General features: G+C 71.8%; 24 protein-coding genes. 1 reads left to right on the top strand and 23 read right to left on the bottom strand.

The genetic code is table 11. From position 1 onward, the window contains the following. Positions 1–20: 20 nt before the first annotated feature. Positions 21–884 carry a proteasome assembly chaperone family protein gene (locus ACX1D3_RS11175; RefSeq protein WP_458993955.1) on the top strand — a complete coding sequence of 288 codons (864 nt, stop codon included), beginning with the start codon at positions 21–23 and terminating at the stop codon, positions 882–884. On the opposite strand, the gene rpe is transcribed toward ACX1D3_RS11175, so the two are convergent. The 23 genes from rpe to alaS all read right to left on the bottom strand — a co-directional run bounded on the left by rpe (position 878) and on the right by alaS (position 25,120). After that, entirely contained in the window at positions 878–1,531 is a 654-nt protein-coding gene (gene rpe, locus ACX1D3_RS11170; protein WP_458993954.1) for a ribulose-phosphate 3-epimerase, read from the bottom strand. The two genes, ACX1D3_RS11175 and rpe, sit on opposite strands and share 7 nt — an antisense overlap. 21 nt (positions 1,532–1,552) lie before the next feature. Then, a complete protein-coding gene (locus tag ACX1D3_RS11165) occupies positions 1,553–2,857 on the bottom strand; it encodes an RsmB/NOP family class I SAM-dependent RNA methyltransferase (RefSeq protein WP_458993953.1) in 1,305 nt (434 codons plus the stop codon). Then, positions 2,854–3,768 (bottom strand): methionyl-tRNA formyltransferase, encoded by a 915-nt coding sequence (gene fmt / locus ACX1D3_RS11160; protein WP_458993952.1) that lies wholly within the window; start codon positions 3,766–3,768, stop codon positions 2,854–2,856. The genes ACX1D3_RS11165 and fmt overlap by 4 nt, the downstream gene beginning before the upstream one ends. After that, entirely contained in the window at positions 3,765–5,699 is a 1,935-nt protein-coding gene (locus ACX1D3_RS11155; protein WP_458993951.1) for a primosomal protein N' family DNA-binding protein, read from the bottom strand. Before ACX1D3_RS11155 ends, fmt begins: the two co-directional genes overlap by 4 nt. 5 nt (positions 5,700–5,704) lie before the next feature. Next, on the bottom strand, positions 5,705–6,892 hold the full coding sequence (gene metK / locus ACX1D3_RS11150) for a methionine adenosyltransferase (RefSeq protein ID WP_458993950.1): 1,188 nt from the start codon (positions 6,890–6,892) through the stop codon (positions 5,705–5,707). Between the two features lie 86 nt (positions 6,893–6,978). Then, entirely contained in the window at positions 6,979–7,332 is a 354-nt protein-coding gene (rpoZ, locus tag ACX1D3_RS11145) for a DNA-directed RNA polymerase subunit omega (RefSeq protein ID WP_458996534.1), read from the bottom strand. 25 nt (positions 7,333–7,357) lie between these two features. Next, entirely contained in the window at positions 7,358–7,915 is a 558-nt protein-coding gene (gmk, locus tag ACX1D3_RS11140; RefSeq protein ID WP_458993949.1) for a guanylate kinase, read from the bottom strand. 26 nt (positions 7,916–7,941) lie between these two features. Beyond that, positions 7,942–8,253, bottom strand: coding sequence for an integration host factor, actinobacterial type (gene mihF, locus ACX1D3_RS11135; protein ID WP_458993948.1), 312 nt, complete (start codon positions 8,251–8,253; stop codon positions 7,942–7,944). 101 nt (positions 8,254–8,354) lie between these two features. Beyond that, entirely contained in the window at positions 8,355–9,164 is an 810-nt protein-coding gene (gene pyrF, locus ACX1D3_RS11130; RefSeq protein WP_458993947.1) for an orotidine-5'-phosphate decarboxylase, read from the bottom strand. After that, entirely contained in the window at positions 9,161–10,219 is a 1,059-nt protein-coding gene (locus tag ACX1D3_RS11125; protein ID WP_458993946.1) for a quinone-dependent dihydroorotate dehydrogenase, read from the bottom strand. Before ACX1D3_RS11125 ends, pyrF begins: the two co-directional genes overlap by 4 nt. After that, complete coding sequence (gene carB, locus ACX1D3_RS11120; RefSeq protein WP_458993945.1) at positions 10,216–13,518, bottom strand: carbamoyl-phosphate synthase large subunit; 3,303 nt, start codon at positions 13,516–13,518, stop codon at positions 10,216–10,218. Before carB ends, ACX1D3_RS11125 begins: the two co-directional genes overlap by 4 nt. Continuing rightward, positions 13,518–14,642: a glutamine-hydrolyzing carbamoyl-phosphate synthase small subunit gene (gene carA / locus ACX1D3_RS11115; protein ID WP_458993944.1), complete on the bottom strand. Its 1,125-nt coding sequence runs from the start codon at positions 14,640–14,642 to the stop codon at positions 13,518–13,520. Before carA ends, carB begins: the two co-directional genes overlap by 1 nt. Before the next feature lie 18 nt (positions 14,643–14,660). Continuing rightward, positions 14,661–15,086 carry a transcription antitermination factor NusB gene (gene nusB, locus ACX1D3_RS11110; protein WP_458993943.1) on the bottom strand — a complete coding sequence of 142 codons (426 nt, stop codon included), beginning with the start codon at positions 15,084–15,086 and terminating at the stop codon, positions 14,661–14,663. Beyond that, entirely contained in the window at positions 15,087–15,650 is a 564-nt protein-coding gene (efp, locus tag ACX1D3_RS11105) for an elongation factor P (protein WP_458993942.1), read from the bottom strand. It lies immediately after the preceding gene. A gap of 79 nt (positions 15,651–15,729) precedes the next feature. Next, entirely contained in the window at positions 15,730–16,668 is a 939-nt protein-coding gene (locus tag ACX1D3_RS11100) for a hypothetical protein (RefSeq protein ID WP_458993941.1), read from the bottom strand. Beyond that, positions 16,665–17,297 carry a hypothetical protein gene (locus tag ACX1D3_RS11095; RefSeq protein WP_458993940.1) on the bottom strand — a complete coding sequence of 211 codons (633 nt, stop codon included), beginning with the start codon at positions 17,295–17,297 and terminating at the stop codon, positions 16,665–16,667. The genes ACX1D3_RS11100 and ACX1D3_RS11095 overlap by 4 nt, the downstream gene beginning before the upstream one ends. 19 nt (positions 17,298–17,316) lie before the next feature. Then, positions 17,317–18,390, bottom strand: a complete 1,074-nt coding sequence (aroB, locus tag ACX1D3_RS11090; protein ID WP_458993939.1) for a 3-dehydroquinate synthase — start codon at positions 18,388–18,390, stop codon at positions 17,317–17,319. Further along, positions 18,387–18,884 carry a shikimate kinase gene (locus ACX1D3_RS11085; RefSeq protein ID WP_458993938.1) on the bottom strand — a complete coding sequence of 166 codons (498 nt, stop codon included), beginning with the start codon at positions 18,882–18,884 and terminating at the stop codon, positions 18,387–18,389. Before ACX1D3_RS11085 ends, aroB begins: the two co-directional genes overlap by 4 nt. Then, positions 18,881–20,077, bottom strand: coding sequence for a chorismate synthase (gene aroC / locus ACX1D3_RS11080; protein ID WP_458993937.1), 1,197 nt, complete (start codon positions 20,075–20,077; stop codon positions 18,881–18,883). The genes ACX1D3_RS11085 and aroC overlap by 4 nt, the downstream gene beginning before the upstream one ends. Before the next feature lie 13 nt (positions 20,078–20,090). Continuing rightward, positions 20,091–20,909 carry a shikimate dehydrogenase family protein gene (locus ACX1D3_RS11075; RefSeq protein WP_458993936.1) on the bottom strand — a complete coding sequence of 273 codons (819 nt, stop codon included), beginning with the start codon at positions 20,907–20,909 and terminating at the stop codon, positions 20,091–20,093. After that, on the bottom strand, positions 20,903–22,018 hold the full coding sequence (gene mltG / locus ACX1D3_RS11070) for an endolytic transglycosylase MltG (RefSeq protein ID WP_458993935.1): 1,116 nt from the start codon (positions 22,016–22,018) through the stop codon (positions 20,903–20,905). Before mltG ends, ACX1D3_RS11075 begins: the two co-directional genes overlap by 7 nt. Then, positions 22,015–22,476 carry a Holliday junction resolvase RuvX gene (ruvX, locus tag ACX1D3_RS11065; RefSeq protein WP_458993934.1) on the bottom strand — a complete coding sequence of 154 codons (462 nt, stop codon included), beginning with the start codon at positions 22,474–22,476 and terminating at the stop codon, positions 22,015–22,017. The genes mltG and ruvX overlap by 4 nt, the downstream gene beginning before the upstream one ends. Beyond that, positions 22,469–25,120 (bottom strand): alanine--tRNA ligase, encoded by a 2,652-nt coding sequence (alaS, locus tag ACX1D3_RS11060; RefSeq protein WP_458993933.1) that lies wholly within the window; start codon positions 25,118–25,120, stop codon positions 22,469–22,471. The genes ruvX and alaS overlap by 8 nt, the downstream gene beginning before the upstream one ends. Between the last annotated feature and the right edge of the window lie 3 nt (positions 25,121–25,123).

Here is a 25,123-nt window from a genome sequence, read left to right as displayed (position 1 = left end):
CACCACGGTAGGGTGGAACAATGCAGTTCACGCCGTTGGAAGGGCTCCGCGACCCCGCCGTCGTCATCGCCTTCTCCGGTTGGAACGACGCGGGCAACGCGGCCAGCGACCTGCTGAGGCACCTCATCGAGGCGTATCCGGGCTCGGACGCCGGGATCATCGACGACGAGCGCTACTACGACTTCCAGCACACCCGCCCGCTCCTGCACCGGGCAGCGGACGGCCCCTGGGTGGAGTGGCCCGCGGTGCGCATCCGCATCGTGCATCACCCTGAGCGTGATCTCGTGGTGATGCTGGGCCCTGAGCCCAACCTGCTGTGGCGGAGCTTCGCGACCGAGCTGATCGGCAGGATCAAGCAGATCTCGCCGGAGATCGTGCTGTTTCTCGGCGCCATGCTGAGCGACACCCCCCACTCGCGTCCCCTCCCCGTCGGCCTGTACACGTCGGACCCGGAGGTGGGCCGCCGCTTCAAGATGGAGGCCAGCGACTACACCGGCCCCACCGGCATGATCGGGGTGGCCGGCCAGCTGATGATCCACGAGCGGATCCCGTCGGCCTCGCTGTGGGTGTCGGTGCCGCACTACGTCTCCACTCCCCCCAACCCGAAGGCGCAGGACGCCCTGCTGACCGAGCTGGAGGGGGTGCTGAAGATCGCCGTCGACCACAAGGACATCCCGGAGGAGGCCGAGCGCTGGTCCACCGCCGTGGATCAGCTCAGCCAGCAGGACCCGGACATCGCCGAATACATCGAGCAGCTCGAGGAGGCACGGGACCAGGAGGAGGTCCAGGGGGCCACGGGAGACACGATCGCGGCCGAGCTGGAGAAGTTCCTCCGCCGCCAGGTCGACGACGGCGACAGCGGGCCCGCCTCAGCCGGTCAGTGACCGCAGGCCGCCACTGCGGCGTCGCGCAGCTCGCGCACCATGACATCGGGATCGGGCGCGCTGTACACGGCAGAGCCGGCCACGAACGTGTCGGCGCCGGCCTCGGCGCAGCGGCCGATCGTCTCGGCGCTGACCCCCCCGTCCACCTGGAGCCAGATCGGCCGGCTGCCCATGAGCTCGCGGGTGCGGCGGATCTTCGGCAGCACAAGGTCCAGGAACTTCTGCCCGCCGAACCCCGGCTCCACGGTCATCAGCAGCACCATGTCGAGTTCGTCCAGCAGGTCGGCGTAGCCGTCGATCGGGGTGGCGGGCTTGAGCGCCATCGACGCCCGGGCGCCGAGCCGGCGCAGCTCCCGGGCCAGCCTGATGGGCGCCCCCGCGGCCTCGACGTGGAACGTCACCGACTCCGCGCCCGCCTCGGCGTACGCGGGGGCCCAGCGGTCCGGGTCCTCGATCATGAGGTGGATGTCGAGCATTTGCCCGGTGACCCTGCGCAGCGCCTCCACCACCGGAAGGCCGATGGTGAGGTTGGGCACGAAGTGGTTGTCCATCACGTCGACGTGGATCATGTCGGCGCCCGGGATCCGGCCGATCTCTGCGGCCAGGTTGGCGAAGTCGGCGTTGAGGATGCTGGGGGTGATGCGCATGCCGTTCATGCTATCGCCCGCTCAGCAGCGCAGGAGGGCCAGGTACATGGCGTCGGTCCCGTGGCGGTGCGGCCACAGTTGCACGTCGTCGCCGAGCGCGCAGTCCGGCACGTCCGGCAGCGCGTCGGCCGCATGCAGCCGTCGCACCGCGGGGCGTTCGGCCAGCACGTCGTCGACCACCTCGACGGTCTCGGCGCGGTGCGGCGAGCACGTGACGTAGGCCACCACACCGCCGGGCACGACGGAGTCCAGCGCGTGCCGCAGGAGTGAGCGCTGGAGCTGTCCCAGCGCCGTCACGTCCGCCGGGCCGCGGCGCCACCGCGACTCCGGGCGACGCCGCAGCGCCCCCAGCCCCGTGCACGGGACGTCCACCATCACGCGGGCGAAGGACCTCCCCCAGGCCGGGGCGGTCCCGTCCGCGGCGATGGTCGTGTGACCGTCCGGGTAGGCGGAGAGCGACTGCCGGACCAGCCGGGCCCGATGCTCCTGCGATTCGCCGGCCAGCAGCCAGGCGCCGGCCTCGCGGGCGAGGCCCGCCAGGAGCGCCGCCTTGCCGCCGGGGCCGGCACACATGTCCAGCCAGGGTCCGTCGGGGGCGTCGGTGCGGGCGAGCGCCCACGCCACCAGCTGCGAGCCCTCGTCCTGGACACCCGCCCGCCCCTCGCGGACCGCAGGCTGGTCCGCCGGGGCACCGGAGGCCACCGCCCCGAACGGGGAGAATGCCGTCGGCGCGGCGTCGATCAGCTCGTCGCGGGTCGCGAGCCCGGGACGCACCACCAGGGTGGGCCGCGGGTTGACGTTGTTGGCGGCGAGCGCGCCGGCGAGCTCGTCGGCGGGGAGGAGGTCGGCGTAGGCCTCGACGATCCAGCGGGGGTGGTGCCCCCTGACCGCGAGCGCGCCGATCTCGTCCTCGCCTGCGGCCAGCAGGTCGGTCCATTCGTCCATGGTCCGCGCCGCGACCTTCCGCAGGATGGCGTTGACCACGCCGGTGACGCGCTGGCCGACGGTGTCGCGGGCGAGGTCCACCGTGGCGCCCACCGCCGCGTGCCGCTTGACGCCCATCGTGAGGAGTTGATGCGCCCCCAGGCGCAGGATGTCCACCACCGCCGGTTGGAGCGACGACAGCTGCCGCCCGGCGGCCGCCTCGATGATCCGGTCGTAGGTGCCCATGAGGCGGCACGTGCCCGCGACGAGCTCGGTCACAAGCCCGGCGTCGCGCGAGTTGAGTCCCGCGGTGGCGAGGCGCTTGGCCAGGGCGAGGTTGGCGTAGGCGTCCTCGCCCGTCACCTGGCGCAGCACGTCGAAGGCGAGCCGACGGGGGGTCACGCGAGCACCGTCCCGGCCACGCCGCCCCGCGCCCAGTCCGCGGCCGGCATGCGCCGCTTCCCGGGGGCCTGGACCTCGAGCAGCTCCAGCGCCACCGTTCCGGTGCCCACGAACACCTGCCGCCGGGTGGCCGCGATCTCGCCCTGGCGCAGCGCGGGGGGATCGGTCGCGAGGGCCGCGCGGTAGATCTTGAAGCGCTCCCCGCCGAGCTCGCACCAGGCTCCCGGGTCCGGCGAGCACCCGAGGATGAGTCGGCGCAGCTCGTGGGCCGGCCTGGACCAGTCGATGCGCGCCTCGGCGACGGTGATCTTGGGGGCGACCGTGACCCCGTCGGAGAGCTGCGGCGTGGGCGCCAGCCCCGCCTGGACCAGGTCCATGGCGGTCACGAGCTGCTTGGCGCCCGACCCGGCGAGCAGCTCCAGCACCTCCCCCGCCGTCGCGTCCGGCATGGGGATGGACTCCATGAGATAGACGTCCCCGGCGTCGAGGGCCTTGACGATCTGGAAGCAGGCGGTGCCGATCTCCCGGTCGCCCGCCATGATGGCCCGCTGCACCGGCGCCGCGCCGCGCCAGCGCGGAAGCAGGGAGAAGTGCAGGTTGATCCAGCCGTGGGCGGGGATGTCGAGGGCCGACTGGGGCAGCAGCGCCCCGTACGCCACCACCGCACACGCGTCCGGGGCGATCTCCCGCAGCCGGTCCTGGAAGCCGGGATCCCGGGGATGGGCGGGCTTGAGCACCTCGATCCCGAGCTCGGCCGCCCGGGAGGCCACCGGCGACGGCGTCAGCCTCCGCCCACGGCCGGAGGGCGCATCAGGCCGGGTCACCACGGCCACCACCTCATGGTCCGATGCCACCAGCGCCTCCAGCGAGGGGACCGCCACCTGCGGGGTCCCCGCGAACACGAGCCTCATCTGTCCTCCAATGTCTCGGGGTCGACGTGAATGCTGAGCGAACCGCGCTCCTTGCGGGCCGAGCGGATGGCCGCGGCGCTCTTGACGCGGGAGGTGAGGTCCTTGGCCCGTTCGACCGGCACCCGCAGCAGCGCGGCCCACCTGTCCGGCCCCACCTCGGTGGGGCCGAGGATCTCGACGCCCTCCCACCCGTCATTGTCGAGGAAGTCGCGCACGCCGTCCGGTTCGCCGACGATGCGGGCGAGCTTGACCGCCGGGCTCAGCCCGGCCTCGGCGCGGTCCGCGAGCTCGCGGGACAGAAAGCCCGCCAGGTCGGCGCGGACCATCGCCTGGACGGCCGGGTGCGGCGAGGGCCCGACGATGAGCACCGATCCGCCCTCGCGGGGACCCCGCGCGAGCGCGGCCGCCGTTGCCCAGCGCCTGACGGACTCCTCCGCGGCCCGGAGGTCCGCGCGGTTCAGCGAGACCTCCGCGTCGAGGATCAGGACGCCGGCGTACCCGGTGGGCGCCACTGGTTCCGCGCCGGGCGTGGACACCACGATGGCGGGCTCATCCGGGGCCTCGTCGCGGATCCGGTCGGCCGAGCTGTTGAGGGCCAACACGCCGGGAAAGGCCTTGGCCAGCTCCTCGGCCGTCCGCGCCGCGCCCGGCAGCGGCGTGCGGAGAGCGCCGGTGTGGCAGTGGGGGCAGGACCAGCGCACGGGCGTGTGCCCGCACACCGAGCACTCCGGCACCCCGCGGCGCCGCTCCCGCATCGGCCCCCCGCACTTGGGGCAGACGGCGCGGTTGAGGCAGCGCGCGCAGCTGAGTGCGCCCGAGAACCCGCTCATCGGGACCTGGACGAGCACGGGCCCCTGGGCCAGGTGATCGCGCAGGAACCTGAAGGCCACCGATGGGATCCGCAGCTGGGCGGCCGACGGGTCACGCTCGCGGTCCGCCTCCCCCACGGCGCGCACCGGGGTGGAGACCAGCCTGGCCTGGGTCGGTGTCAGCGACAGGTCCCGCAGCCAGCCACGCTCCACCAGGGCCTGGGCGTCGGTGGAGCGGCCGTGGCCGGCGAGGATCAGGGCAGCCCCCTGCCGCGCCGCGCGGATGACCGCCACGGCCCTCGTGTGCGGGTGGGGCGCCCGGAGCTCCGCGTGGGCGTCATGGCCGTCGTCGACCACGACCACGAGCCCGAGATCACGCAGCGGCGCGTAGACGGCGCTGCGCGTGCCGACGATGACCCGCGCCTCGCCCCTGGAGGCGGCCAGGTAGGCCCGGTAACGGGCGGACCGGCCTGTCTCCGCGGCGAGCGTGCCGACGGCGCCGTGGCCGAACGCGGCCCTGAAGCGCGCGGCCGTCACGGCGAGCTCGCGCATCGTGGGGACCACGACGACGGCGGAGCGGCCCGACCGCAGCGTGGCGTCGACCGCCTCGATGGCTCCCCCGACCAGGTCACCTGGCCCGCCGAAGACGGCCGCGGCCTGCCACAGGACCCGGGGCGAGTGCCCCTCGGCCAGGGCGTCGAGCAGGGCCTGCCCGTCCGGGTAGGCGGGCAGCACGGCGGCCGTCTCCAGCTGTCGGGGCACCGGCCACTCCCGTTGGGGCGCCTTCTCCGTGGCCGCGTGGCGCGGCGGGATGGCAAGCCTGGCGACGTCGGGCCACGTGCCGGCGTAGTGGTCCGCGACCGCCCGGATCATGGCGTAGACGGCCGGCGTCACGATCGGCTCCGACGACACCACCTTGGCCAGGCGGGCCAGCGAGGCCACCTCCGACTCCGCGGCCAGCTCGATCAGCCACCCGTCGCGCATGGTCCCCGCGAACGGGACCTTGACGCGGGCCCCGGGCACCGCCGCCTCCGCCAGCGACTCGGGCACCTCGTAGTCGAACAGCCGGTCCAGATGGGCCAGCGGTACGTCCACGGCGACCCGCGCCACCCGCGGGGACACGGGGCTCAGCCCTTGACGGCGGCGGCCAACGCCTCGGCCCGGTCCGTGCGCTCCCAGGTGGCGTTGGGGAGCTCACGGCCGAAGTGGCCGTAGACCGTGAAGTCGCTGTAGATGGGGCGGAGGAGATCGAGGTCCCGCACGATGGCGCCGGGGCGCAGATCGAAGGTGGCCAGGACCGCGTCGCGGATCCGGTCCTCCGGGACCGCGGCCGTGCCGAAGGTGTCCAGGTAGAAGCCGACGGGGTGCGCGGTGCCGATGGCGTAGGCCACCTGAACCTCGCACTTGTCCGCGAGTCCGGCCGCCACCACGTTCTTGGCCACCCAGCGCATCGCGTAGGCCGCCGAGCGGTCCACCTTGGACGGGTCCTTGCCGGAGAAGGCCCCTCCGCCGTGGCGGGCCATGCCCCCGTAGGTGTCGACGATGATCTTGCGGCCGGTGAGCCCGGCGTCACCCATGGGGCCGCCGATGACGAACTTGCCGGTGGGGTTGACCAGCACGCGCCGCGGGGCGTGGAATCCGTAGCGCTCGAGCACCGGCTCGATCACCTCGCTCTGGATCTCCGGCTGGATGCGGTCCAGGCCGACATCCGCGCTGTGCTGCGACGACACCACCACGGTGTCGATGCCCACGGGCCTGCCGTCGTCGCCGTATTCGACGGTGACCTGCGTCTTGCCGTCCGGGCGCAGGTAGTCCAGGGCACCGGTCTTGCGGACCTCGGTGAGCCGCTCGGCGAGGCGGTGGGCCAGATCGATGGGCAGCGGCATGAGGGTGGGCGTCTCGGTGCAGGCGAACCCGAACATCAGGCCCTGGTCCCCCGCGCCCTGATGGCTCAGCGCGTCGTCCTCGCCGCCGGTGCGGTGCTCGTAGGCGTCGTCGACACCCTGCGCGATGTCGGGGGACTGGGCCCCGATGGCGACGGTGACGCCGCAGGAGGCACCGTCGAACCCCTTGCGCGACGAGTCGTAGCCGATGTCGAGGATCCGCTGCCGGGCGAGCCCGGCGACGTCGACGTACCCGGTGGTCGAGACCTCGCCGGCCATGACCACGAGGCCAGTGGTGACCAGTGTCTCGACGGCGACCCTCGCGCCGCGATCCTGCTCGAGCAGCGCGTCGAGGACGGCGTCCGAGATGGAGTCCGCGATCTTGTCGGGGTGGCCCTCGGTGACTGATTCGGAGGTGAACAGACGGCTCATGCGAGCACTCCTAGCGCGGCGACAAGCCGCATCGTGGGGTTGACATCGGCGGCAACAAGCCGCCCCCTCTTAGTCGTGAGGCCTGGTCAGGAGGCCTGGGTGGGGTCCTGCGGCGCCTCGGCGAACGGGTCCACGAACGCGAAGGCGGGGTCCGCCTCAGCGGTGCGCTCGGCGGCCTCCTGCTCGGGGTCGATCTGCGTGAACTGCAGCATGCCCTCGTTCATCTCGCGCAGCGCGATGGACAGGGGCTTCTCCTCGGGAGCTGCCGCCACCATGGGGCCGACGTTCTCCAGAAGGCCTTCCCCGAGCTGCGAGTAGTAGGCGTTGATCTGCCGCGCACGCTTGGCCGCGAACAGCACCAGGCGGTACTTGGAGTCGATGTTCTCCAGCAGGGAGTCGATCGGCGGGTACGTGATGCCTTCTGGCTGAGTGTTCAAGATGATCCTTCTCGAGAGTCCGGCCTGATCACAGGCCCATCAAGCTTACCAAAGCATCGACCGTTTCCTCGATCCGGCGATTCTCCACGACGAAATCGGCCTCGGCCTGCGCCTCGAGCTCGAGCCTGGCGGTGCTCAGGCGACGTTCCTGGGCCGCCTCGTCCTCCGTCCCCCGGCCGCGCAGCCGGGACACCAGCTCGTCCCAGGTGGGCGGTGACAGGAAGACGACCCGGGCGGAGGGAAGGTTCCGCTTGACCTGACGGGCGCCTTGGAGGTCGATCTCCAGCACGACGGGGCGGCCTGCCGCGACCGCCTCGATGACCGGGGTGCGCGGGGTGCCGTAGTAGTGGGTGCCGTGCACGACGGCCCACTCCAGCAACTCCCCCTGCTCGATCAGCCGCCGGAACTCGTCGACGTCGACGAAGTGGTAGCTGACGCCGTCGACCTCGCCGACGCGCGGGGGGCGGGTGGTCAGCGACACCGAGTAGAAGAGCTCGGGGTGGAGCTCGCGCAGCCGGGCGCACACGGTTCCCTTGCCGACCGCGCTCGGGCCGGAGATCACCCAGACATCCACAGAGGCGCTCACCCGGCCGAGCTTAGGGGACCAGGGCGCTACTTGAACAACTCGTTGAGGCGGTCCACCTGGTGCCGGCCGAGGCCACGGATGCGGCGGTTGGGGGCGATCTGCAGGTTCTCCATGATCTCCGAGGCCCGGGTGATGCCGACGCGCGGCATGGCGCGCAGGAGGTCGACCACCTTGATGCGTGACAGCGTGTCGTCGCCGACGGCCTTGTTCAGCGCGTCGGTGAACGAGACCGCGCCGCTCTTCACCTGCTCCTTGAGCTCGGCCCTCGCGCGCCGTGCCTGGGTGGCCGCCTCGCGGGCGGCTTCGAGCTGAGCACTGCTCAATTGAGGAATCGCCATCGGAAGTCCCCTTCGCGAAATATGTCCTAGACAACCCCAAGTGGGGCCCTGCGTGAAATGTACCGCGCCAGCCCCCGGCGCGGATCGAAATGGCCGACGAATCAGCCCAGGGATGCGGTCGACGCCAGGAGGGCCTCGAGCCTGCCTGACAGGGCCGCCCGGCCCGCGCCGATCACCTCGCGGCTCGCCGTGGGCAGCACGTGGCGCAGCGCCGCGCCGAACGTGGCGCGCAGCCCCTCGATGGTGCCGCCCTGCGCCCCGATCCCGGGGACCAGGATGGAGGCGTTGAAGGCGTCGAGCCGGCAGCCGAGTTCGGCGTGCGTGCCGCCCACCACGAGCCCGACGGCGTGATCCGCCGCGGGGTTGAGCGCCGCGACCGTGTCCACCACGTGCTGCGCGACGGTGTCGTCGCCGCTGCGCGCCAGTTGGATCGGCTCGCCCTCCGCGTTGGACGTGCGCGCCAGCACGTAGAGGCCGTGCCCGCCGGCCACTGCGGCGTCGATGGCCGGCTGAAGGGCCCCCACGCCGAGGTAGGGGCTGAGCGTGATGGCGTCTGCCCGTGTGGGGGCGGCGTCGCCGAGGAAGGCTGCGGCGTATCCGGCCATCGAGGAGCCGATGTCGCCGCGCTTGACGTCCAGGATGCTCAGGGCCCCCGCGGCACGGATATCGGTCAGCACGCTCTCGAGCACTGCCACGCCGCGCGACCCGAAGGCCTCGAAGAAGGCCGACTGGGGCTTGAACACCGCCACCGACTCCCCCAGCGCCTCGACGATGCCGCGCGCGCAGCGCTCCAGCCCCGACAGGTCGTGGGGCAGCCCCCACGCGTCCAGGACGCTGGGCATGGGGTCGATCCCCACGCACAGGCGGCCGCGCTCCGCCGTCGCTGCTGCCAACCGTGTGGCGTAGGTCATCGCATGCTCCTTCGCAGGTCGTGGAGGCCGCGCACCAGCGCCACACCCTCGTAGATGAAGCCCGTGTACAGCTGCACCAGTGTGGCGCCCGCGTCGAACATCCGGGCTCCGTCGCGGGGGCTCATGATGCCGCCCACGCCCATGACGGGCAGGTCGGTGGAGCGGGCGAGGTTCTCGACGAACGCCAGCGCGGCGGCCGTCAGGGGGGCGCCGCTGAGGCCGCCCGCCTCCCGTGCCAGGTGCGCGTCGGCCGGGGCGAGGCCGGTGCGGGCCAAGGTGGTGTTGGTGGCAATGACGCCCGCGACACCCGAGGCGTTGAGCACCCCGATGGTCTCGGCGAGGTCCTGGCCACGCAGATCGGGCGCCAGCTTGACCCACACCGGCACGGGGCGCCCGGGATCGAGATCGGCCGCCTCGTCCGTGAGGGCCCGCAGCAGGGCCGCGAGCTCGGTGGCCGCCTGGAGGCTGCGCAGCCCGGGGGTGTTGGGGCTGGACACGTTGACCGCGACGTAGTCCGCCAGGGGCGCGAGCAGGCGCAGCGAGGTCAGGTAGTCCTCCACCGCGCGGTCGAGCTCCACCGCCTTCGTCTTGCCGATGGAGATGCCCAGCGGGATCCCCAGCGCGCCGTTGCCGCGGGCCACGCCCTTCGCGCGCAGCGTCGCGGCCATGGCCTCGGCGCCGTGGTTGTTGAAGCCCATCCGGTTGACGATCCCGCGGGAGGCGACGGCGCGGAACACGCGCGGCTTCGGGTTGCCCGGTTGGGCGACGGCGGTGACGGTGCCCAACTCCGCGAACCCGAACCCGAGCCGGGGCCAGGCCTGGGCGGCGATGCCGTCCTTGTCGAGGCCCGCCGCGACACCCACGCGGTTCGGGAACCGCACCCCGCCCACCGTGACCGGGTCGACGACCGGCGGGCGCCCGCCGGCGGGGACGTGCGACAGCGCCCGGATCATGTCCTCGTGCACGCGCTCGGGGTCTCCGCCCGCGTAGCGGAACAGGCCGGCCCGCAGCCCGTGGTAGCCGACGCGCAGGGCCCGGGTGACCGGAGAGGTCACAGCGCGGCCCACTCCTGCAGCGAGCGCACCTCCACCTCGCCGCGCTGCAGCGCCTCGATCCCCTGCGTGGCGGCCGCCAGGCCGGGCACCGTCGTGACGACCGGGACGTCGGCCAGCACGGCCGCAGTCCGGATGAGGTAGCCGTCCTCGCGCGTGCTGGCGCCGGACGAGGAGCCCTCGGGTGTGTTGAAGATCAGGTCGATGCCGCCCGAGATGATGAGGTCCACGATGCTCGGCTGCGTCTCGTCGTCCGTCATCTCGGAGAGCTTGAGGACCTCCTCCGCGGCCACCCCGTTGCGGCGCAGCACCGACGCAGTGCCCTTGGTCGCCAGCACCTGGAACCCGAGGTCCACCAGGCGCTTGATGGGCCAGATGGCGTGGCGCTTGTCGCGGTCCGCGATGGAGACGAAGAGCTTGCCGGACGTGGGCAGCGGGCCGCCGCCCGCGTCCTGCGACTTGGCGTAGGCCGTGCCGAAGTTGTCCGACAGGCCCATCACCTCGCCCGTGGAGCGCATCTCGGGGCCCAGCAGCGTGTCGACGAAGGCGCCGGTGGCGGTGCGGAACCGGTTGAACGGCATCACCGCCTCCTTCACTGCGATCGGCGCCCCGGGCACGGGCGTCGAGCCGTCGCCGTCGGCCCTGAGCATGCCGTCGGCCCGGAGGTCCGCGATGCTGCGGCCGAGCATGATGAGCGCCGCGGCCTTGGCCAGCGCCGTGTTGGTGGCCTTGGACACGAACGGAACCGTGCGCGACGCCCGGGGGTTGGCCTCCAGAACGTAAAGCGTGTCGGCGTGCAGCGCGAACTGGATGTTCAGCAGGCCCCGGACCCCCACACCGTCGGCGATGGCGCGCGTGTACTGGCGGATCTGGTCGATCAGCGCGTCGCCCAGCGTGATCGGCGGAAGGGCGCACGCCGAGTCGCCGGAGTGGATGCCGGCCTCCTCGATGTGTTCCATGATCCCGCCGACGTACAGGTCCGTGCCGTCGTAGAGCGCGTCGACGTCGATCTCGACGGCATCGTCGAGGAAGCGGTCCACCAGCACGGGCTGGTCCTCGCTCACCTCGGTGGCCTTGGCGATGTAGGTCTCCAGCGCGTCGTCGGAGTAGACGATCTGCATGCCGCGGCCGCCCAGCACGTAGCTGGGGCGCACCAGCACCGGGTAGCCGATCTCGCCGGCGATGGCCTTGGCCTCGTCGGCGGTGGTGGCCATGCCGTGCTTGGGCGCGGGCAGCCCGGCGCGGGCCAGCACCCGCCCGAACGCGCCCCGCTCCTCGGCCAGGTTGATGGCCTCCGGGGAGGTGCCCACGATGGGCACGCCGGCGTCCTTGAGCGTCTGGGCCAGCTTCAGCGGAGTCTGCCCGCCCAGCTGGCAGATCACCCCGGCCACCGGGCCGGCCTTGAGTTCGGCGTGGTAGATCTCGAGCACGTCCTCGGCGGTGAGCGGCTCGAAGTAGAGCCGGTCAGAGGTGTCGTAGTCCGTGGAGACGGTCTCCGGGTTGCAGTTGACCATGACGGTCTCGTACCCGGCCTCGCGCAGCGCCATGGTGGCGTGGACGCACGAGTAGTCGAACTCGATGCCCTGGCCGATCCGGTTCGGGCCGGAGCCGAGGATGAGGACGGCCTCCTTGGTGCGCGGCGGCACCTCGGACTCCTCGTCGTAGGACGAGTACATGTACGGGGTCGCGGCGGCGAACTCGGCGGCGCAGGTGTCCACCGACTTGTACACGGGCCGGATGCCGAGCGCCCAGCGCACGCCCCGCACCACGTCGGTGCTGAGGCTGCGCAGGGAGGCGATCTGGGCGTCGGAGAGCCCGTGCCGCTTCGCGTGGCGCAGCAGCTCGGGGGTCAGCTCGGGTGCGTCCTCCACCTCGCGGGCAACCTCGAGGAGGAGCGCCATCTGGTCGAGGAACCACGGGTCGATCTTCGTGGCCCGGAACGCCTGCTCCACCGTCGCCCCGGCGCGCATCGCCTGCATGACGAGCTGGATGCGGCCGTCGTGCGGCTTGGAGGCGCGCGCGAGGAGATCGTCGACGTCCTGGAGCGGGGCCGCGAAGTCGAACGGTGCCCGAGGATCCTCCAGCGAGCGCAGCGCCTTCCCGAGCGCCTCGGTGAAGTTGCGGCCGATGCCCATCGCCTCCCCCACGGACTTCATGTGGGTGGTGAGGATGGGGTCCGCCGCCGGGAACTTCTCGAACGCGAACCGCGGAACCTTGACGATGACGTAGTCAAGGCTGGGTTCGAAGCTGGCCGGGGTCTCCTGCGTGATGTCGTTGGGGATCTCGTCGAGGGTGTAGCCCACCGCCACCTTGGCCGCGATCTTCGCGATCGGGAAGCCCGTGGCCTTCGACGCGAGCGCGGAGGAGCGCGAGACGCGGGGGTTCATCTCGATGACGATCAGCCTGCCGTCGTCGGGGTTGACGGCGAACTGGATGTTGCAGCCGCCGGTGTCGACGCCGACGGCCCGGATGATGCCGATGCTCACGTCGCGCATCCGCTGGTACTCGCGGTCCGTGAGCGTCATGGCCGGCGCCACGGTGATCGAGTCCCCGGTGTGCACGCCCATGGGGTCGAAGTTCTCGATGGAGCAGATGATCACGACGTTGTCGGCCTTGTCGCGCATCACCTCCAGCTCGTACTCCTTCCAGCCGAGGATGGACTCCTCGATGAGCACCTCGGTGACCGGCGAGGCGGAGAGCCCGGCGCCGGCGATCTGGCGCAGCTCGGACTCATCGTGGGCGAACCCGGACCCGACGCCGCCCATCGTGAAGCTGGGGCGCACGACCACGGGGTAGCCGAGCGCCTCCGCCGCAGCGAGCACCTCGTCGAGGGTGTGGCAGATCTGTGACCTGGCAACCTCCGGCGCGCCGCCCGGGATGTCGGTCATCGACACCACGATGTCCTTGAACTGCTCACGGTCCTCGCCGCGCTGGATGGCCTCGACGGAGGCGCCGATGAGCTCGACACCGTAGCGCTCCAGCACGCCGTTGTCGTGCAGGGCGATGGCGGTGTTGAGCGCCGTCTGGCCGCCGAGGGTGGCCAGCACTGCGTCCGGGCGCTCCTTGGCGATAACCCGCTCGACGAACTCGGGCGTGATCGGCTCCACGTAGGTGGCGTCGGCGAAGTCCGGGTCCGTCATGATCGTGGCGGGGTTGGAGTTGACCAGGATGACCCGGAAGCCCTCCTCGCGCAGCACCCGGCAGGCCTGCGTGCCCGAGTAGTCGAACTCGCAGGCCTGGCCGATGATGATGGGGCCGGAGCCGATGACGAGGATGGAGGAGATGTCGGTGCGACGGGGCATCAGGCGTCCTTTGCGTTCATGACGTCGACGAAGCGGTCGAACAGGTAGTTGGCGTCGTGCGGGCCGGCGGCGGCCTCCGGGTGGTACTGGACGGAGAACCCGGTGAGGCGGCCGTCCCGGCGCAGCTCCAAGCCCTCCACGACGTCGTCGTTGAGGCACACGTGGCTCACCGTCACCGACCCGAAGGGTGTCTCGACGGAGCCGTCGAGGGGCGCGTCTACGGCGAAGCCGTGGTTGTGCGCCGTGACCTCCACCTTGCCGGTGGTGCGGTCGATGACCGGCTGGTTGATGCCGCGGTGGCCGAACTTCAGCTTGTAGGTGCCCAGGCCCAGCGCGCGTCCGAACAGCTGATTGCCGAAGCAGATGCCGAAGTAGGGGGTGCCGTCGGCCAGGACCCGGCGCAGGACCGAGACGGGGCCGTCGGCCGTGGCCGGGTCCCCGGGGCCGTTGGAGAAGAAGACCCCGTCCGGCTTGAGCGCGCTGATCTGCTCGTAGGTGGCGTGGGCGGGCACGACGTGCACCTCGAGGCCGCGGGCGGCCAGCTGCACGGGGGTCATCGACTTGATGCCGAGGTCCACCGCGACCACCGTGAACCGCTTCTCCCCCACGGCCGGGACCATGTAGGTCTCCGCCGTGGTGACGTCCGCGGTGAGGTCCTGGCCGGCCATGTGCGGCTGGGTGAGCACCTTCGCGAGCAGCTCGTCGGGGTTGAGGGTGGTCGTCGAGATGCCCACCCGCATGGCGCCGCGGTCGCGGATGTGACGGGTGAGCGCCCTGGTGTCGATGTCGCTGATGCCGACGACGCCCTGGGCGTCGAGCTCGGCGTCGAGGCTGCGCCGGGACCGCCAGTTCGACGGGCGCGGGGACGGGTCGCGGACGATGTAGCCGGCCACCCAGATGCGGCCCGACTCGTCGTCCTCGTCGTTCCACCCGGTGTTGCCGATGTGGGGGGCGGTGGCGAGCACCACCTGTCCGCGGTAACTCGGGTCAGTCAGGGTCTCCTGATACCCGGACATGCCGGTGGAGAAGACCAGCTCGCCGAAGGTCTCACCCGCAGCGCCAAGGGATCGGCCACGAAACACGCGCCCATCCTCCAATACCAGAATCGCAGGAAGGGAACTCATGCGCACCTCGCTTGATAGTCAGTTCGTGGTCGGCTTGGCCGCGAGGGCCTTGGACAGCAGTCCGTTGAGGAAGGTCGGGGAATCGTCCGTGGAGAGGTCGCCCGCAAGGCGGACGGCCTCCGAGATGACGGCTGGCGGCGGAACGTCGGAGTAGTCGAGTTCGTAGACGGCGATCCGGGCCAGGTTACGGTCCACGGCGGGCATCCGCTCCAGTGGCCACGTGCTGGACGTCGACTCCGCGATCCGTTGGTCGATCTCCAACTGGTGCTCGGCCACGCCCAGGACGATGCGGGTGGTGAGCTCACGCACCACGCCGCCGGCCAGCGAGCGCTGCTCGGCGAACGTCTCAGCCAGCGAGTCCCCGCGCAGCTCCGCCTGGTAGAGGATGTCCAGGGCGGCCTTGCGGGCCTTCGTCTGGGTCGAGTAGTGGGGCTTCTGTTCCATCTACGAGGAGACGCGGCCCTGGTAGGAGCCGTCGCGGGTGTCGACCTTGATGCGCTCACCGGTGGTGATGAACAGCGGCACCTGGATCTGCTTGCCCGTCTCCAGCGTGGCGGGCTTGGTGCCGCCGGTGGAGCGGTCCCCCTGGAGGCCGGGCTCGGTGTAGGTCACCTCGAGCTCGACCGCGGCGGGGAGCTCGATGAACAGCGGGTTGCCCTCGTGCGTGGCGACGATGGCGGTCTGGTTCTCCAGCATGTAGTCCTTGGCGTCCCCGACGGTCTCGGCCGAGACGTGGAACTGCTCGAAGGACGTGTTGTCCATGAAGACGTAGTCGTCGCCGTCGAGGTAGAGGTACTGCATCTCGCGCCGGTCGACGGTGGCGGTGTCGACCTTGGTGTCGGAGTTGAACGTGCGGTCGATGATCTTGCCGGTGAGCACGTGCTTGAGCTTCGAGCGGACCACGGTGTTGCCCTTGCCCGGCTTGTGGTGCTGGAACCACAACACCTGCCAGAGCTGACCGTCGAGGTCGAGCACCATTCCGTTCTTCAGATCATTGGTTGACGCCATGCAGGGTCTCCTCGTTCGCGGTGTCTCAGCGGCGCTGTCCGGCCAACGCGGCAGTCTACCCGACGCGGCCGGGGATCACCTACCCGCGGGCGATGCCCTCCACGATCCCGGCGACGGCGTCACGTGTGACCTCGGCGTATGTCCGGCCGTCCTCGGCCACGGCCCTGCGCCCGAAGTACGCCTGCGCCCCGTCGTGGTTCATGGGGCCGATCGTGAGCCGGGTCACGCGACCCTCGCGCACGGCCCTCCCCCACGACGACAGCGGGGCGGTGGGCCACCGGCCCGGAAACGCGACGGGGCCGATCAGGTGCACCCGGTCCGCGGTGCCGGTGAGGTGCCAGAGGTGATCGACCCGGTCCAGGCCGGGGTCGTCGCCGAAGACCCCGCCGATGGAGATCACCGAGATCGGCACGCCTGCGGCCGAGAGGAACCAGGCGGCCCCCATCGACATCTGGCCCCCGCCGGAGTACCCCACGAGGATGACCCGGCGTCCGCTGCCCGGCCGGTATCCGTGCCGCTGGAGCGAGCGCCAGATCTCCTGCGCCAGGCCGATGTTGTGGGCCGGGCCGTAGCGCGGATCCGCCGAGACGAGCACGTGCAGCACGTTGCGCGCGTTGATGAGCATGTGGAGGCCCTTCAGCCGCCGGTTGCGGCGGCCCTGGTCGAGCCAGGCCCAGAGCCGCTCCGTCGCGCGCTGCAGCAGGCCGCGGTTGTCGACGGCGTAGGGGAACACGTCGGAGATCACCCGGGTGCGCGGGAGGGCCTCCCTGAGGGTCTCCAGCCAGGCGGTCTCCCTGTCGAGCAGCCGGTTGCCGCCCACGTCACCCACGCCCGAGAGGTAGACCAGGTAGGTCTCCGCGTCGTCGGCGTCCGCCACCTCGCGGGTGGGCAGTTCGTCGAACGTGCGCCTGATCTCCACCTCGCCGCGGTCCGCCCACCATCGGGCCGACTCCAGCGGGGACAGCACGGCCAGGACCACCACCGTGATGAGCAGGATGCCCAGCGCCCATGTGATCACGGCCTCCTCACCGCCTGCGCCTCGACCGGCATCAGCGGCGTGCCGGCCAGGATGTCGCGTGCGGTCACCATGGTCGGCCGCCCGGTGGCCAGCGTCCAGAGCTTCGAGCCCAGCCAGGTGGCCGGGACGCGCAGGAGCCTGGAGACCATCTGCATGACCACCCACCCGGCGAGCGTGATGCCGAGCGCGGTGGCGGGCGTGACGCCGAACGCGGCGCTGACTCCGACGACCAGCACCAGGTACTGCCACGCCTCCAGCATCCGGCCGACGAACAGCCCGGCGTGCGGCATGGCCGTGACCACGCCGAACACCTGGGGTGCCAGCGACAGGAGCGCGATGGTCACCAACTCAAGCAGGGCGACGGGACGCCCCAGCACGATGCCGGCGACCGTCCAGGTGATCGCGGCCTGCAGGATCCTGAGAAAGGACAGCACCACGGCGTTGAGCAGCAGCGTGGACAGGAGGCGCAGGCCGCTGATCCGGTTGAGCGCGAGCACCGCGCCGTGCCCGAGCAACGTCGACAGCGAGGCGAGCGCGGCGACTCCGACCGCGTCCCAGGTGCCCACCGCCGACATGGCGGCCTTGTCGAGCGTGAGGGCCGCGAGCAGCGCGGCGAGGACGTCGGCCATGGCGGTCAGCCCAGGCCGATCAGCCGAGCTCGCGGTAGGCGGCCGCGAGCAGCTCGTCCGAGGGGCCCTCGATGATCTGCGGACTGCCCAGGGCCGAGAGACCGACCAGGCGCAGCCGTGACCCTCTGGCCTTCTTGTCGAGGCTCATCAAGGTCCGCAGCTCGGGGAAGGCATCCGGCCGGTAGCGGAGCGGCAGGCCCAGACCGCCGAGCAGCTCGTCGTGCAGCGCGACGGAGGAGGCGGGCAGCCCGAGCGCGTCGCGGGAGACCCGGGCGATCCAGGCCATGCCCACGCTGATCGCGTCGCCGTGGCGCCAGGTGTACCCGGCGTGCGCCTCGATGGCGTGCCCCATGGTGTGCCCGTAGTTGAGTGCCTCGCGCCCCACGCGGGACCCGGTGGAGGTGGCCTCGCGGAAGTCGACGGCGACCACCGCCGCCTTGACGGCGACCGCCCGCTCCACCAGCTCCGCGAAGCGCGCCCCTGTGGTGTCGGCGCTGTCGTCCAGATCCTCCTCGACGAGGCGCAGGATCTGCGCGTCGGCGATGAATCCGCACTTGACCACCTCGGCCAGCCCGGCCCGGACGTCACGCGGCGGCAGGGTGTCGAGGAGCGCCAGGTCGCACAGCACGGCGCGCGGTTCGTAGAAGGAGCCCACCAGGTTCTTGCCCGCGGCCAGGTTGATCCCGGTCTTGCCCCCCACGGCGGCGTCGACCATCGCCAGCACCGTGGTGGGGACGCTGACGTAGCCCACCCCGCGCAGCCAGGTGGCCGCCACGAAGCCGGCCAGGTCCGTCGTGGTGCCGCCGCCGATGCCCACGACGAGATCGTTGCGGGTGAGCCCGGCCGCCGCCATGGCGTCCCAGCAGTGGGCGAGCACCTCGGGGGTCTTGGCCCGCTCGGCGTCCGGGACCTCGATCAGGGTGACGGGGACCCCCAGGCTCTCGGCGAGGCCGCGCGCGGTGGCCGCGACGGCCGGCCCGTGGATCACGGCGACCCGGCTGGCGTCGCGCACCAGGTCCGCGAGCCGGTCGACGGCGCCCCGCTCGATGTGGACGTCGTAGGGGCCCAGGGCGGACTCGACGCGGACGCTCATCCGGCCATCCTCTCGGCGGCGAGGGTGTCGGCGACGTCGGCGCATCCGCGGCCGTCGGTCTCCACCGTCTGCGTCGCCAGTGCCTCGTAGACGGGAGTGCGCTCGCGCAGCAGCTCGATGAGCCGCCCGCGGACGTTGCCGAGCAGCAAGGGCCGGACGGTGTTCATGCCCACGCGCCGCGTCGCCTGCCCGATGGAGACCTTCAGCCAGATCACCTCGTGCCCGGCGAGGGCCTCGCGGATGACGGGGTTCATCACCGCGCCGCCGCCGAGTGCCACCACGTCGTAGGTGTTGAGCAGCTCCAGGGTGGCGTCCTGCTCAAGGGCGCGGAAGTGGGCCTCGCCCTCGTCGGCGAAGATCTCGGCGACCGGCTTGCCCACCACCTCCTCGATCCGCTGATCCACGTCGACGAAGGTGCGCCCGAGCTTCTTCGCCAGGCGCCGCCCGACGGAGGACTTGCCGGCGCCGGGGGCCCCCATGAGGACGATGGTCATCGGCCGATCCTGAGTCCGCGGGCCTCCACGTCGGCCAGGTAGGCCGATGCGTTGCGGCTGGTCTCGGCCACCGAGTCTCCCCCGAACTTCTCGAGCACCACCTCCGCGAGGACGAGCGCGACCATGGCCTCGGCGACGACACCGGCCGCGGGCACCGCGCACACGTCGGAGCGCTGGTGGTGGGCGGCCGCCGCCTCGCCGGTGGCGGTGTCGATGGTGCGCAGGGCGCGGGGCACGGTGGCGATCGGCTTCATCGCGGCGCGGACGCGCAGCACCTCACCGGTGGACATGCCGCCCTCGGTGCCTCCCGAGTGATGGGTTGCGCGGTGGATGCCGCCGTCGCCGGGCAGGATCTCGTCGTGCGCGGCGGACCCGCGGCGCCGGGCCAGGTCGAACCCGTCGCCGAGCTCGACCCCCTTGATCGCCTGGATGCCCATGAGCGCGCCGGCCAGCCGTGCGTCGAGCCGCCGGTCCCCCTGACTGTGCGAGCCAAGGCCCGGGGGAAGGCCCCAGGCGACCACCTCGACGACCCCGCCCAGCGTGTCGCCCTCGCGGTGGCAGGACTCCACCTCCGCCTGCATGGCGGCCGATGCCTCAGGGTCGAAGCAGCGCACGGGGTCTGCGTCGATGGCGTCGAGATCGGCGCGCGTGGGCAGATCCCCGCGCGTGGCGCGCACGGGCCCGAGCTCGACGACGTGGCTGAGCACCTCGATGCCCAGCGCCTGGCTGAGGAACGCCTGGGCGACGGTGCCCAAGGCCACCCTGGCCGCCGTCTCTCGGGCGGAGGCGCGCTCGAGGATGGGGCGCGCCTCGTCGAAGCTGTACTTCTGCATGCCGGCCAGGTCCGCGTGGCCCGGGCGGGGACGGGTGAGGGGCGCGTTGCGGGCGAGCGCCGCCAGCACGTCCTCGTCGACCTCTCCCGGGGCCATCACCTGCTGCCACTTCGGCCACTCGGTGTTGCCCACCATGATGGCGATGGGCGAGCCGAGGGTCTCCCCGTGCCGGAAGCCGCCCAGGAGGGTGACCTCGTCCGCCTCGAACTTCATCCGCGCGCCGCGGCCCGCCCCCAGCCGACGGCGGGCGAGGTTGGCCGAGATCTCCTCGACGCCCACCCGCACGTGGGCGGGGATGCCCTCCATGGTCGCGATGAGCGCTTGGCCGTGGGACTCCCCGGCGGTCAGGTAACGAAGCATGGGCGCCATTGTGTCAGAGACCCGCGCGGCGCCTCAGTTCCTGCTCAGCTGCCGACCGGCACGCGTCGAACGTGACGCCCGCACCGGTCAGGAGGAAGAACTGGTCGACGGCCTGGCCGGCGAGGAGGTCCAGGCCGTTGAGGGCCGCGCGGCCGGCGGCAGCGGCGGCATCCCCCAGCGGGGTGGGCCACGGGTCGTAGACGGCGTCGAACACCACCCGGGCGGCGCCCGCGAGAGCCGCGGCGTGCGGGGCGGTGGCGGCGGCGGGGATGGTGTTGGCCACCAGATCCACCTCGTCGACGCCGTCCGCGAGGCCCCGCACCTCCGCGCGCACCCCGAGGACCTTGGCGAGGTCCATGATCGCGGCGGCACGCTCGGGCCGGCGGGCGAGAACCGTCACATCAGTCACCCCCAGGCCGGCGAGGGCCAGGAGTATGGAGCGTGCGGTTGCGCCGTTGCCGAGGATCGCCGCGGTCCGAGGCGCGGCGAGGCCGTGCGCCCGCCATGCACGCACGAAGCCCGGGACGTCGGTGTTGAAGACGCGCGCGCCGTCTGCGCCGAACACGAGGGTGTTGCCGGCGCCGAGGAGGCGGGTGGGCTCGTCGGCCTCTCCGAAGGCCAGCACGGCCTCCTTGTGGGGGGCGGTGACGCTCAGCCCGGCCCACGCCGGGTCGTCGATACGCTCCGCGACGAAGCCCTCCAGCTCCGCCGGGGCGACGGTGTAGGCCTCGTAGGCCCAGTCGAGACCGTTGGCTGCGTAGCCGGCGCGGTGGATGGCCGGGGACAGCGAATGCCCGGCCGGGTCCCCGACGACGCCCGAGCGCCTCAGCATCGGCCGGTGTTGGCCTGGCACCAGGCCTGGAAGAGCGCCACGTTGGCGTTGTGCTCCTCCAGCGTGTCGGCGAACCGGGTCTCGCCCGAGTCGAGGTCGACGGTGACGAAGTACAGCGCCGCGATGTCGGCGGGCGACAGCGCCGCCTCCAACGCCGTCTTGCCGGGGTTGCTGATCGGGCCCGGCGGGACGCCCTTGTAGAGATAGGTGTTGTACGGGGAATCCACCAGGCGGTCCTCGGCCGTGGTGGTCACCCCGCCGGACTTCCCGACCGCGAAGTGGACCGTGGAGTCCATCTGCAGCAGCATGTCCTGCTCGAGGCGGTTGTAGATCACCGCCGCGACCTTCGGCTGGTCGTCGGGGTTGCTGACCTCGCTGGCGATGATCGAGGCGATGGTCACCACGTCGAGGGGGGCCACCGACATCTCCGCCGCACGCCCCTCCAACGAGATCTCCTCGGCGACGACGCCGAACTGCTTGATCTGGGTGGCGAAGATGCTCGACGCCTTGGGCGGCTCCGCGACGGCATAGGTCGAGGGGAAGAGGAAGCCCTCCAGCTTCCCTCCCGCATACGCGGGCAGCGCGAAGATGCTGGTGTCGGCGGCACCGGCCGCCACGTCGGCGGCGGGGATCTCCAGCTTGGCGGTGATGATCGCGGCCTGCTCGGCCGCCGTCGTGCCCTCCGGGAAGGTGACCAGGAGTCGCTCCTGGTTGCTCGGATCGAGCAGCATGGCGAACGCGGTCTCGGCCGGGAGCTGCTTCTTCAGGTTGAACCGACCGGCCTGAAGCTTGTCCGACTCGCCGCTGCGCTGGGCCACCTGCCGGAAGGTGCGGGTGGACTTCACCACCTCCGCCTCGACGAGCAGGTCCCCGATCTGGGTGATGGTCGCCCCGCTGGGGATGACCACCTGGACCGGATCGGTGCCCTCGCCGAGATAGTCGTCCTCGGTGCGCCAGGCGATGTAGGCCTCGTTGACCTTGGAGTAGACGAACCAGCCGCCCCCCACCAGGACGGCCAGCGAGAGCAGCACCGCGAACGCGCTGCGCCCGTAGTAGCCCACCTTGCGCCAGTCGAGCTTGCTGTCGTTGTCGATCAGCCCAGGGCTCACGGTTCCTCCTTCGGTGCGGGTTCCCCGGCCGGTGATCCGTCGCGGCTCTCCGCGTCGATGGCGCGCTGCAGGATCTCGACGGCCGCGGCCTGATCGATCACACTGCGCTGCTGCCTGGCCCGGCGGCCCGCGCTGCCCAGACTACGTGATGCCGACGCGGTACTCATCCGCTCGTCGACCAGGCGCACGGGGACGGGCGCCACCGCCGCCGCGAGCGCGGCGGCCCGCTCCAGGACGAACGCGGCGGCCTGCGCCCGTTCGCCGGCGAGCGTGAGCGGCAGCCCCACGTAGATCAGCTCAGGTGCGTACTCGTCGATCAGCGCGGCGAGGCGGGTCAGCTCGTCGCGACCCGCGTGCACGGTCTCGACGGGGAAGGCGAAGCTGGTGCGCGGGTTGCTGGCCGCGACCCCGATCCGGGCCTTTCCCCAGTCGATGCCGATCCTGGCGCCGTCAGGCACGCGTCTCCAGCGCCCGACGGACCGCGGCGAGGGCCGAAGGCGCGCCTGACGGGTCCGTGCCGCCGCCCTGCGCGAGGTCGTCCTTGCCTCCGCCCTTGCCGCCCAGCTCGGCGCAGGCGAGCCCGATGAGCTGCCCCGCGCGGAGCCCGAGGCCACGTGCGGCGTCGTTGGTGGCGACGATGGCGCTGGGCTTCTCGCCCCCGCCGACGAGCGCGACCACCGCCGCGGCAGAGCCGAGCCGCTCCCGCAGGTCAAGCGCGAGCGTGCGCAGGTCCGCGCCGGCCACACCGGGCACCTCGAGGCCCAGGAAGTTCACACCGGCGACGTCCTCCGCCTTCGCGGCCATGGCCGCAGCGGAGGCCAGGAGCCGTTCCGCGTTGAGCGCCGCGATCTGCTTCTCGGCCTCCTTGAGCTGGGCCACGAGCCGCTCGACGCGGCCCACGAGCTGGTCCGGCTGCACCCGCAGGGTGTCGGTCAGCTCCGAGACCAGCGCCCGCTCCGCCGCGAACCTGGCGAACGCGTCGTGCGCCACGAGCGCCTCCACGCGGCGCACCCCGGAGCCGATGGACGCCTCGGTGAGCAGGTTGAGCATCCCGATCTGCGCGGTGGTGGCGACGTGGGTGCCGCCGCACAGCTCGCGCGACCAGGGGCCGGCCAACTCCACCATCCGCACCACCGGCGGGTACTTCTCGCCGAACATCGCCATCGCGCCGAGCGCCTTGGCCCGCTCCAGCGGCATCTGCTGCGCCGTCACCTCGAAGTTGTCCGCAATGGCCTGGTTGGCGCGGGCCTCCACCTCGGCCTTCAGCTGCCCGGACAGCGCCTGGGGCGACGCGAAGTCGAAGCGCATGTAGCCCGGCTTGTTGTAGGACCCGGCCTGGGTGGCCGTGGGACCGACGAGCTCGCGCAGCGCCGCGTGGACGATGTGGGTGGCGGTGTGGGCCTGGCTGGCGCCGTGGCGGGCCGCCGCGTCCACGCGGGCGTCTGCCGACGCGCCCAGGGCAAGCTCGCCGAAGACCTCCACCCGGTGCACGGTGAGCCCAGGGACCGGCTTCTGCACGTCCAGCACTTCGAGGGTGAAGCCCTCGCCGACGATGATGCCCCGGTCCGAGTCCTGGCCTCCGGCCTCGGCGTAGAAGGGCGTCTCCTCGAGCACGATCTCCACGGTGCTGCCGTCGAGCGCACGATCCGCCGTGACGCCGCCGGCGATGATGCCGCGGATCCGGGTGGACACGTCGAGATCCGTGTAGCCGAGGAAGGGCACCTCCCCGCTGTCGCGGAGCTCGCGGTAGGCCTCCATGGACGCGGCGGCGCCCTTCTTGGCCTTCGCGTCGGCCCGGGCGCGCTCCTTCTGCTCCTTCATGAGCTCGTCGAACTTGGCCCGGTCCACGGTGAGGCCCTGCTCGGCCGCCATCTCCATGGTCAGGTCGATCGGGAACCCGTAGGTGTCGTGCAGCTGGAAGGCCTGCGCCCCGGCCAGCGTCGGCGCCTCGTGGCTCTTCGCCTCGCCGACGGCCATGTCGAACATCACGGTGCCGGCCTGCAGGGTGCGGCGGAAGGACTCCTCCTCCGCGCCGGCCGCCTGTGACACGCGCGCCCAGTTGTCGTCGATCTCGGGGTAGGACACGCGCATGAGGTCCCTGGACACGGGGAGGAGCTCGCCGAGCACGGGGTCCCCCACGCCCAGGAGGCGCATCGAGCGGATGACGCGCCGCAGCAGGCGGCGCAGCACGTAGCCGCGGGCCTCGTTGCCGGGCGTGACGCCGTCGGTCATGAGCATCAGCGACGAGCGCACGTGGTCCGCGACCACGCGGAACCGCACGTCGTCCACCGGATCTGCGCCGTAGCGCCGGCCGGACAGCTCGGAGGCCTTCGCGATGACGGGGAACACCTCGTCGATCTCGTACATGTTGGCCACGCCCTGCTTGAGCAGGGCGACACGCTCCAGGCCGGAACCGGTGTCGATGTTCTGGCTGGGAAGGGGCCGCAGGACGTCGAAGTCGTCCTTGGCGCGGACGGCGGACAGCTCCTCCTGCTGGAAGACCAGGTTCCAGATCTCGAGGAACCGGTCCTCGTCCGCCTCGGGGCCGCCGTCGGCGCCGAAGGCCGGGCCGCGGTCGATGTAGATCTCAGAGCATGGCCCGCCGGGGCCGGGGACCCCCATGTGCCAGTAGTTGTCCTTCAGCCCACGCTCCTGGATCCGGTCGCGCGGGATGCCGGCCTTCTGCCACAGGTCGATGGTCTCCTGGTCCCCGTGGAGCGCGGTGACCCACACCTTGTCCCCGTCGAAGCCCCAGCCGCCGTCCGCCTCGGACCCGGTGACCAGGTCCCAGGCGTAGGTGATGGCGCCCTCCTTGAAGTAGTCACCGAATGCGAAGTTGCCGAGCATCTGGAAGAACGTGCCGTGGCGGGTGGTCTTGCCCACCTCGTCGATGTCCAGCGTGCGGACGCACTTCTGCGAGGAGACCGCCCGCTTGAACGGGGCGGGCTCGTCGCCGAGGAAGTACGGCTTGAAAGGCACCATGCCGGCGTTGACGAACAGCAGCGTGGGGTCGTTGTACAGCAGTGAGGCGCTGGGCACGACGGTGTGGTCGTTCGCGGCGAAGAAGTCGACGAATCGGCTCCGGATCTCGGAGGTCTTCATGAG

It is taken from the genome of Tessaracoccus yangjingae (assembly GCF_054483935.1).
This window is presented reverse-complemented; position numbering and strand designations above follow the sequence as displayed.

Coding starts and splice junctions, on each gene's coding strand:
- efp (WP_458993942.1), bottom strand. CDS start 15,650: ATGGCGTCAACCAATGATCTGAAGAACGGAATGGTGCTCGACCTCGAC.
- alaS (WP_458993933.1), bottom strand. CDS start 25,120: ATGAAGACCTCCGAGATCCGGAGCCGATTCGTCGACTTCTTCGCCGCG.
- ACX1D3_RS11075 (WP_458993936.1), bottom strand. CDS start 20,909: ATGCTGAGGCGCTCGGGCGTCGTCGGGGACCCGGCCGGGCATTCGCTG.
- ACX1D3_RS11085 (WP_458993938.1), bottom strand. CDS start 18,884: ATGACCATCGTCCTCATGGGGGCCCCCGGCGCCGGCAAGTCCTCCGTC.
- aroC (WP_458993937.1), bottom strand. CDS start 20,077: ATGCTTCGTTACCTGACCGCCGGGGAGTCCCACGGCCAAGCGCTCATC.
- carB (WP_458993945.1), bottom strand. CDS start 13,518: ATGCCCCGTCGCACCGACATCTCCTCCATCCTCGTCATCGGCTCCGGC.
- pyrF (WP_458993947.1), bottom strand. CDS start 9,164: ATGACCTACGCCACACGGTTGGCAGCAGCGACGGCGGAGCGCGGCCGC.
- ACX1D3_RS11095 (WP_458993940.1), bottom strand. CDS start 17,297: ATGGCCGACGTCCTCGCCGCGCTGCTCGCGGCCCTCACGCTCGACAAG.
- rpe (WP_458993954.1), bottom strand. CDS start 1,531: ATGCGCATCACCCCCAGCATCCTCAACGCCGACTTCGCCAACCTGGCC.
- carA (WP_458993944.1), bottom strand. CDS start 14,642: ATGAGTTCCCTTCCTGCGATTCTGGTATTGGAGGATGGGCGCGTGTTT.
- mihF (WP_458993948.1), bottom strand. CDS start 8,253: ATGGCGATTCCTCAATTGAGCAGTGCTCAGCTCGAAGCCGCCCGCGAG.
- ACX1D3_RS11175 (WP_458993955.1), top strand. CDS start 21: ATGCAGTTCACGCCGTTGGAAGGGCTCCGCGACCCCGCCGTCGTCATC.
- metK (WP_458993950.1), bottom strand. CDS start 6,892: ATGAGCCGTCTGTTCACCTCCGAATCAGTCACCGAGGGCCACCCCGAC.
- aroB (WP_458993939.1), bottom strand. CDS start 18,390: ATGAGCGTCCGCGTCGAGTCCGCCCTGGGCCCCTACGACGTCCACATC.
- fmt (WP_458993952.1), bottom strand. CDS start 3,768: ATGAGGCTCGTGTTCGCGGGGACCCCGCAGGTGGCGGTCCCCTCGCTG.
- nusB (WP_458993943.1), bottom strand. CDS start 15,086: ATGGAACAGAAGCCCCACTACTCGACCCAGACGAAGGCCCGCAAGGCC.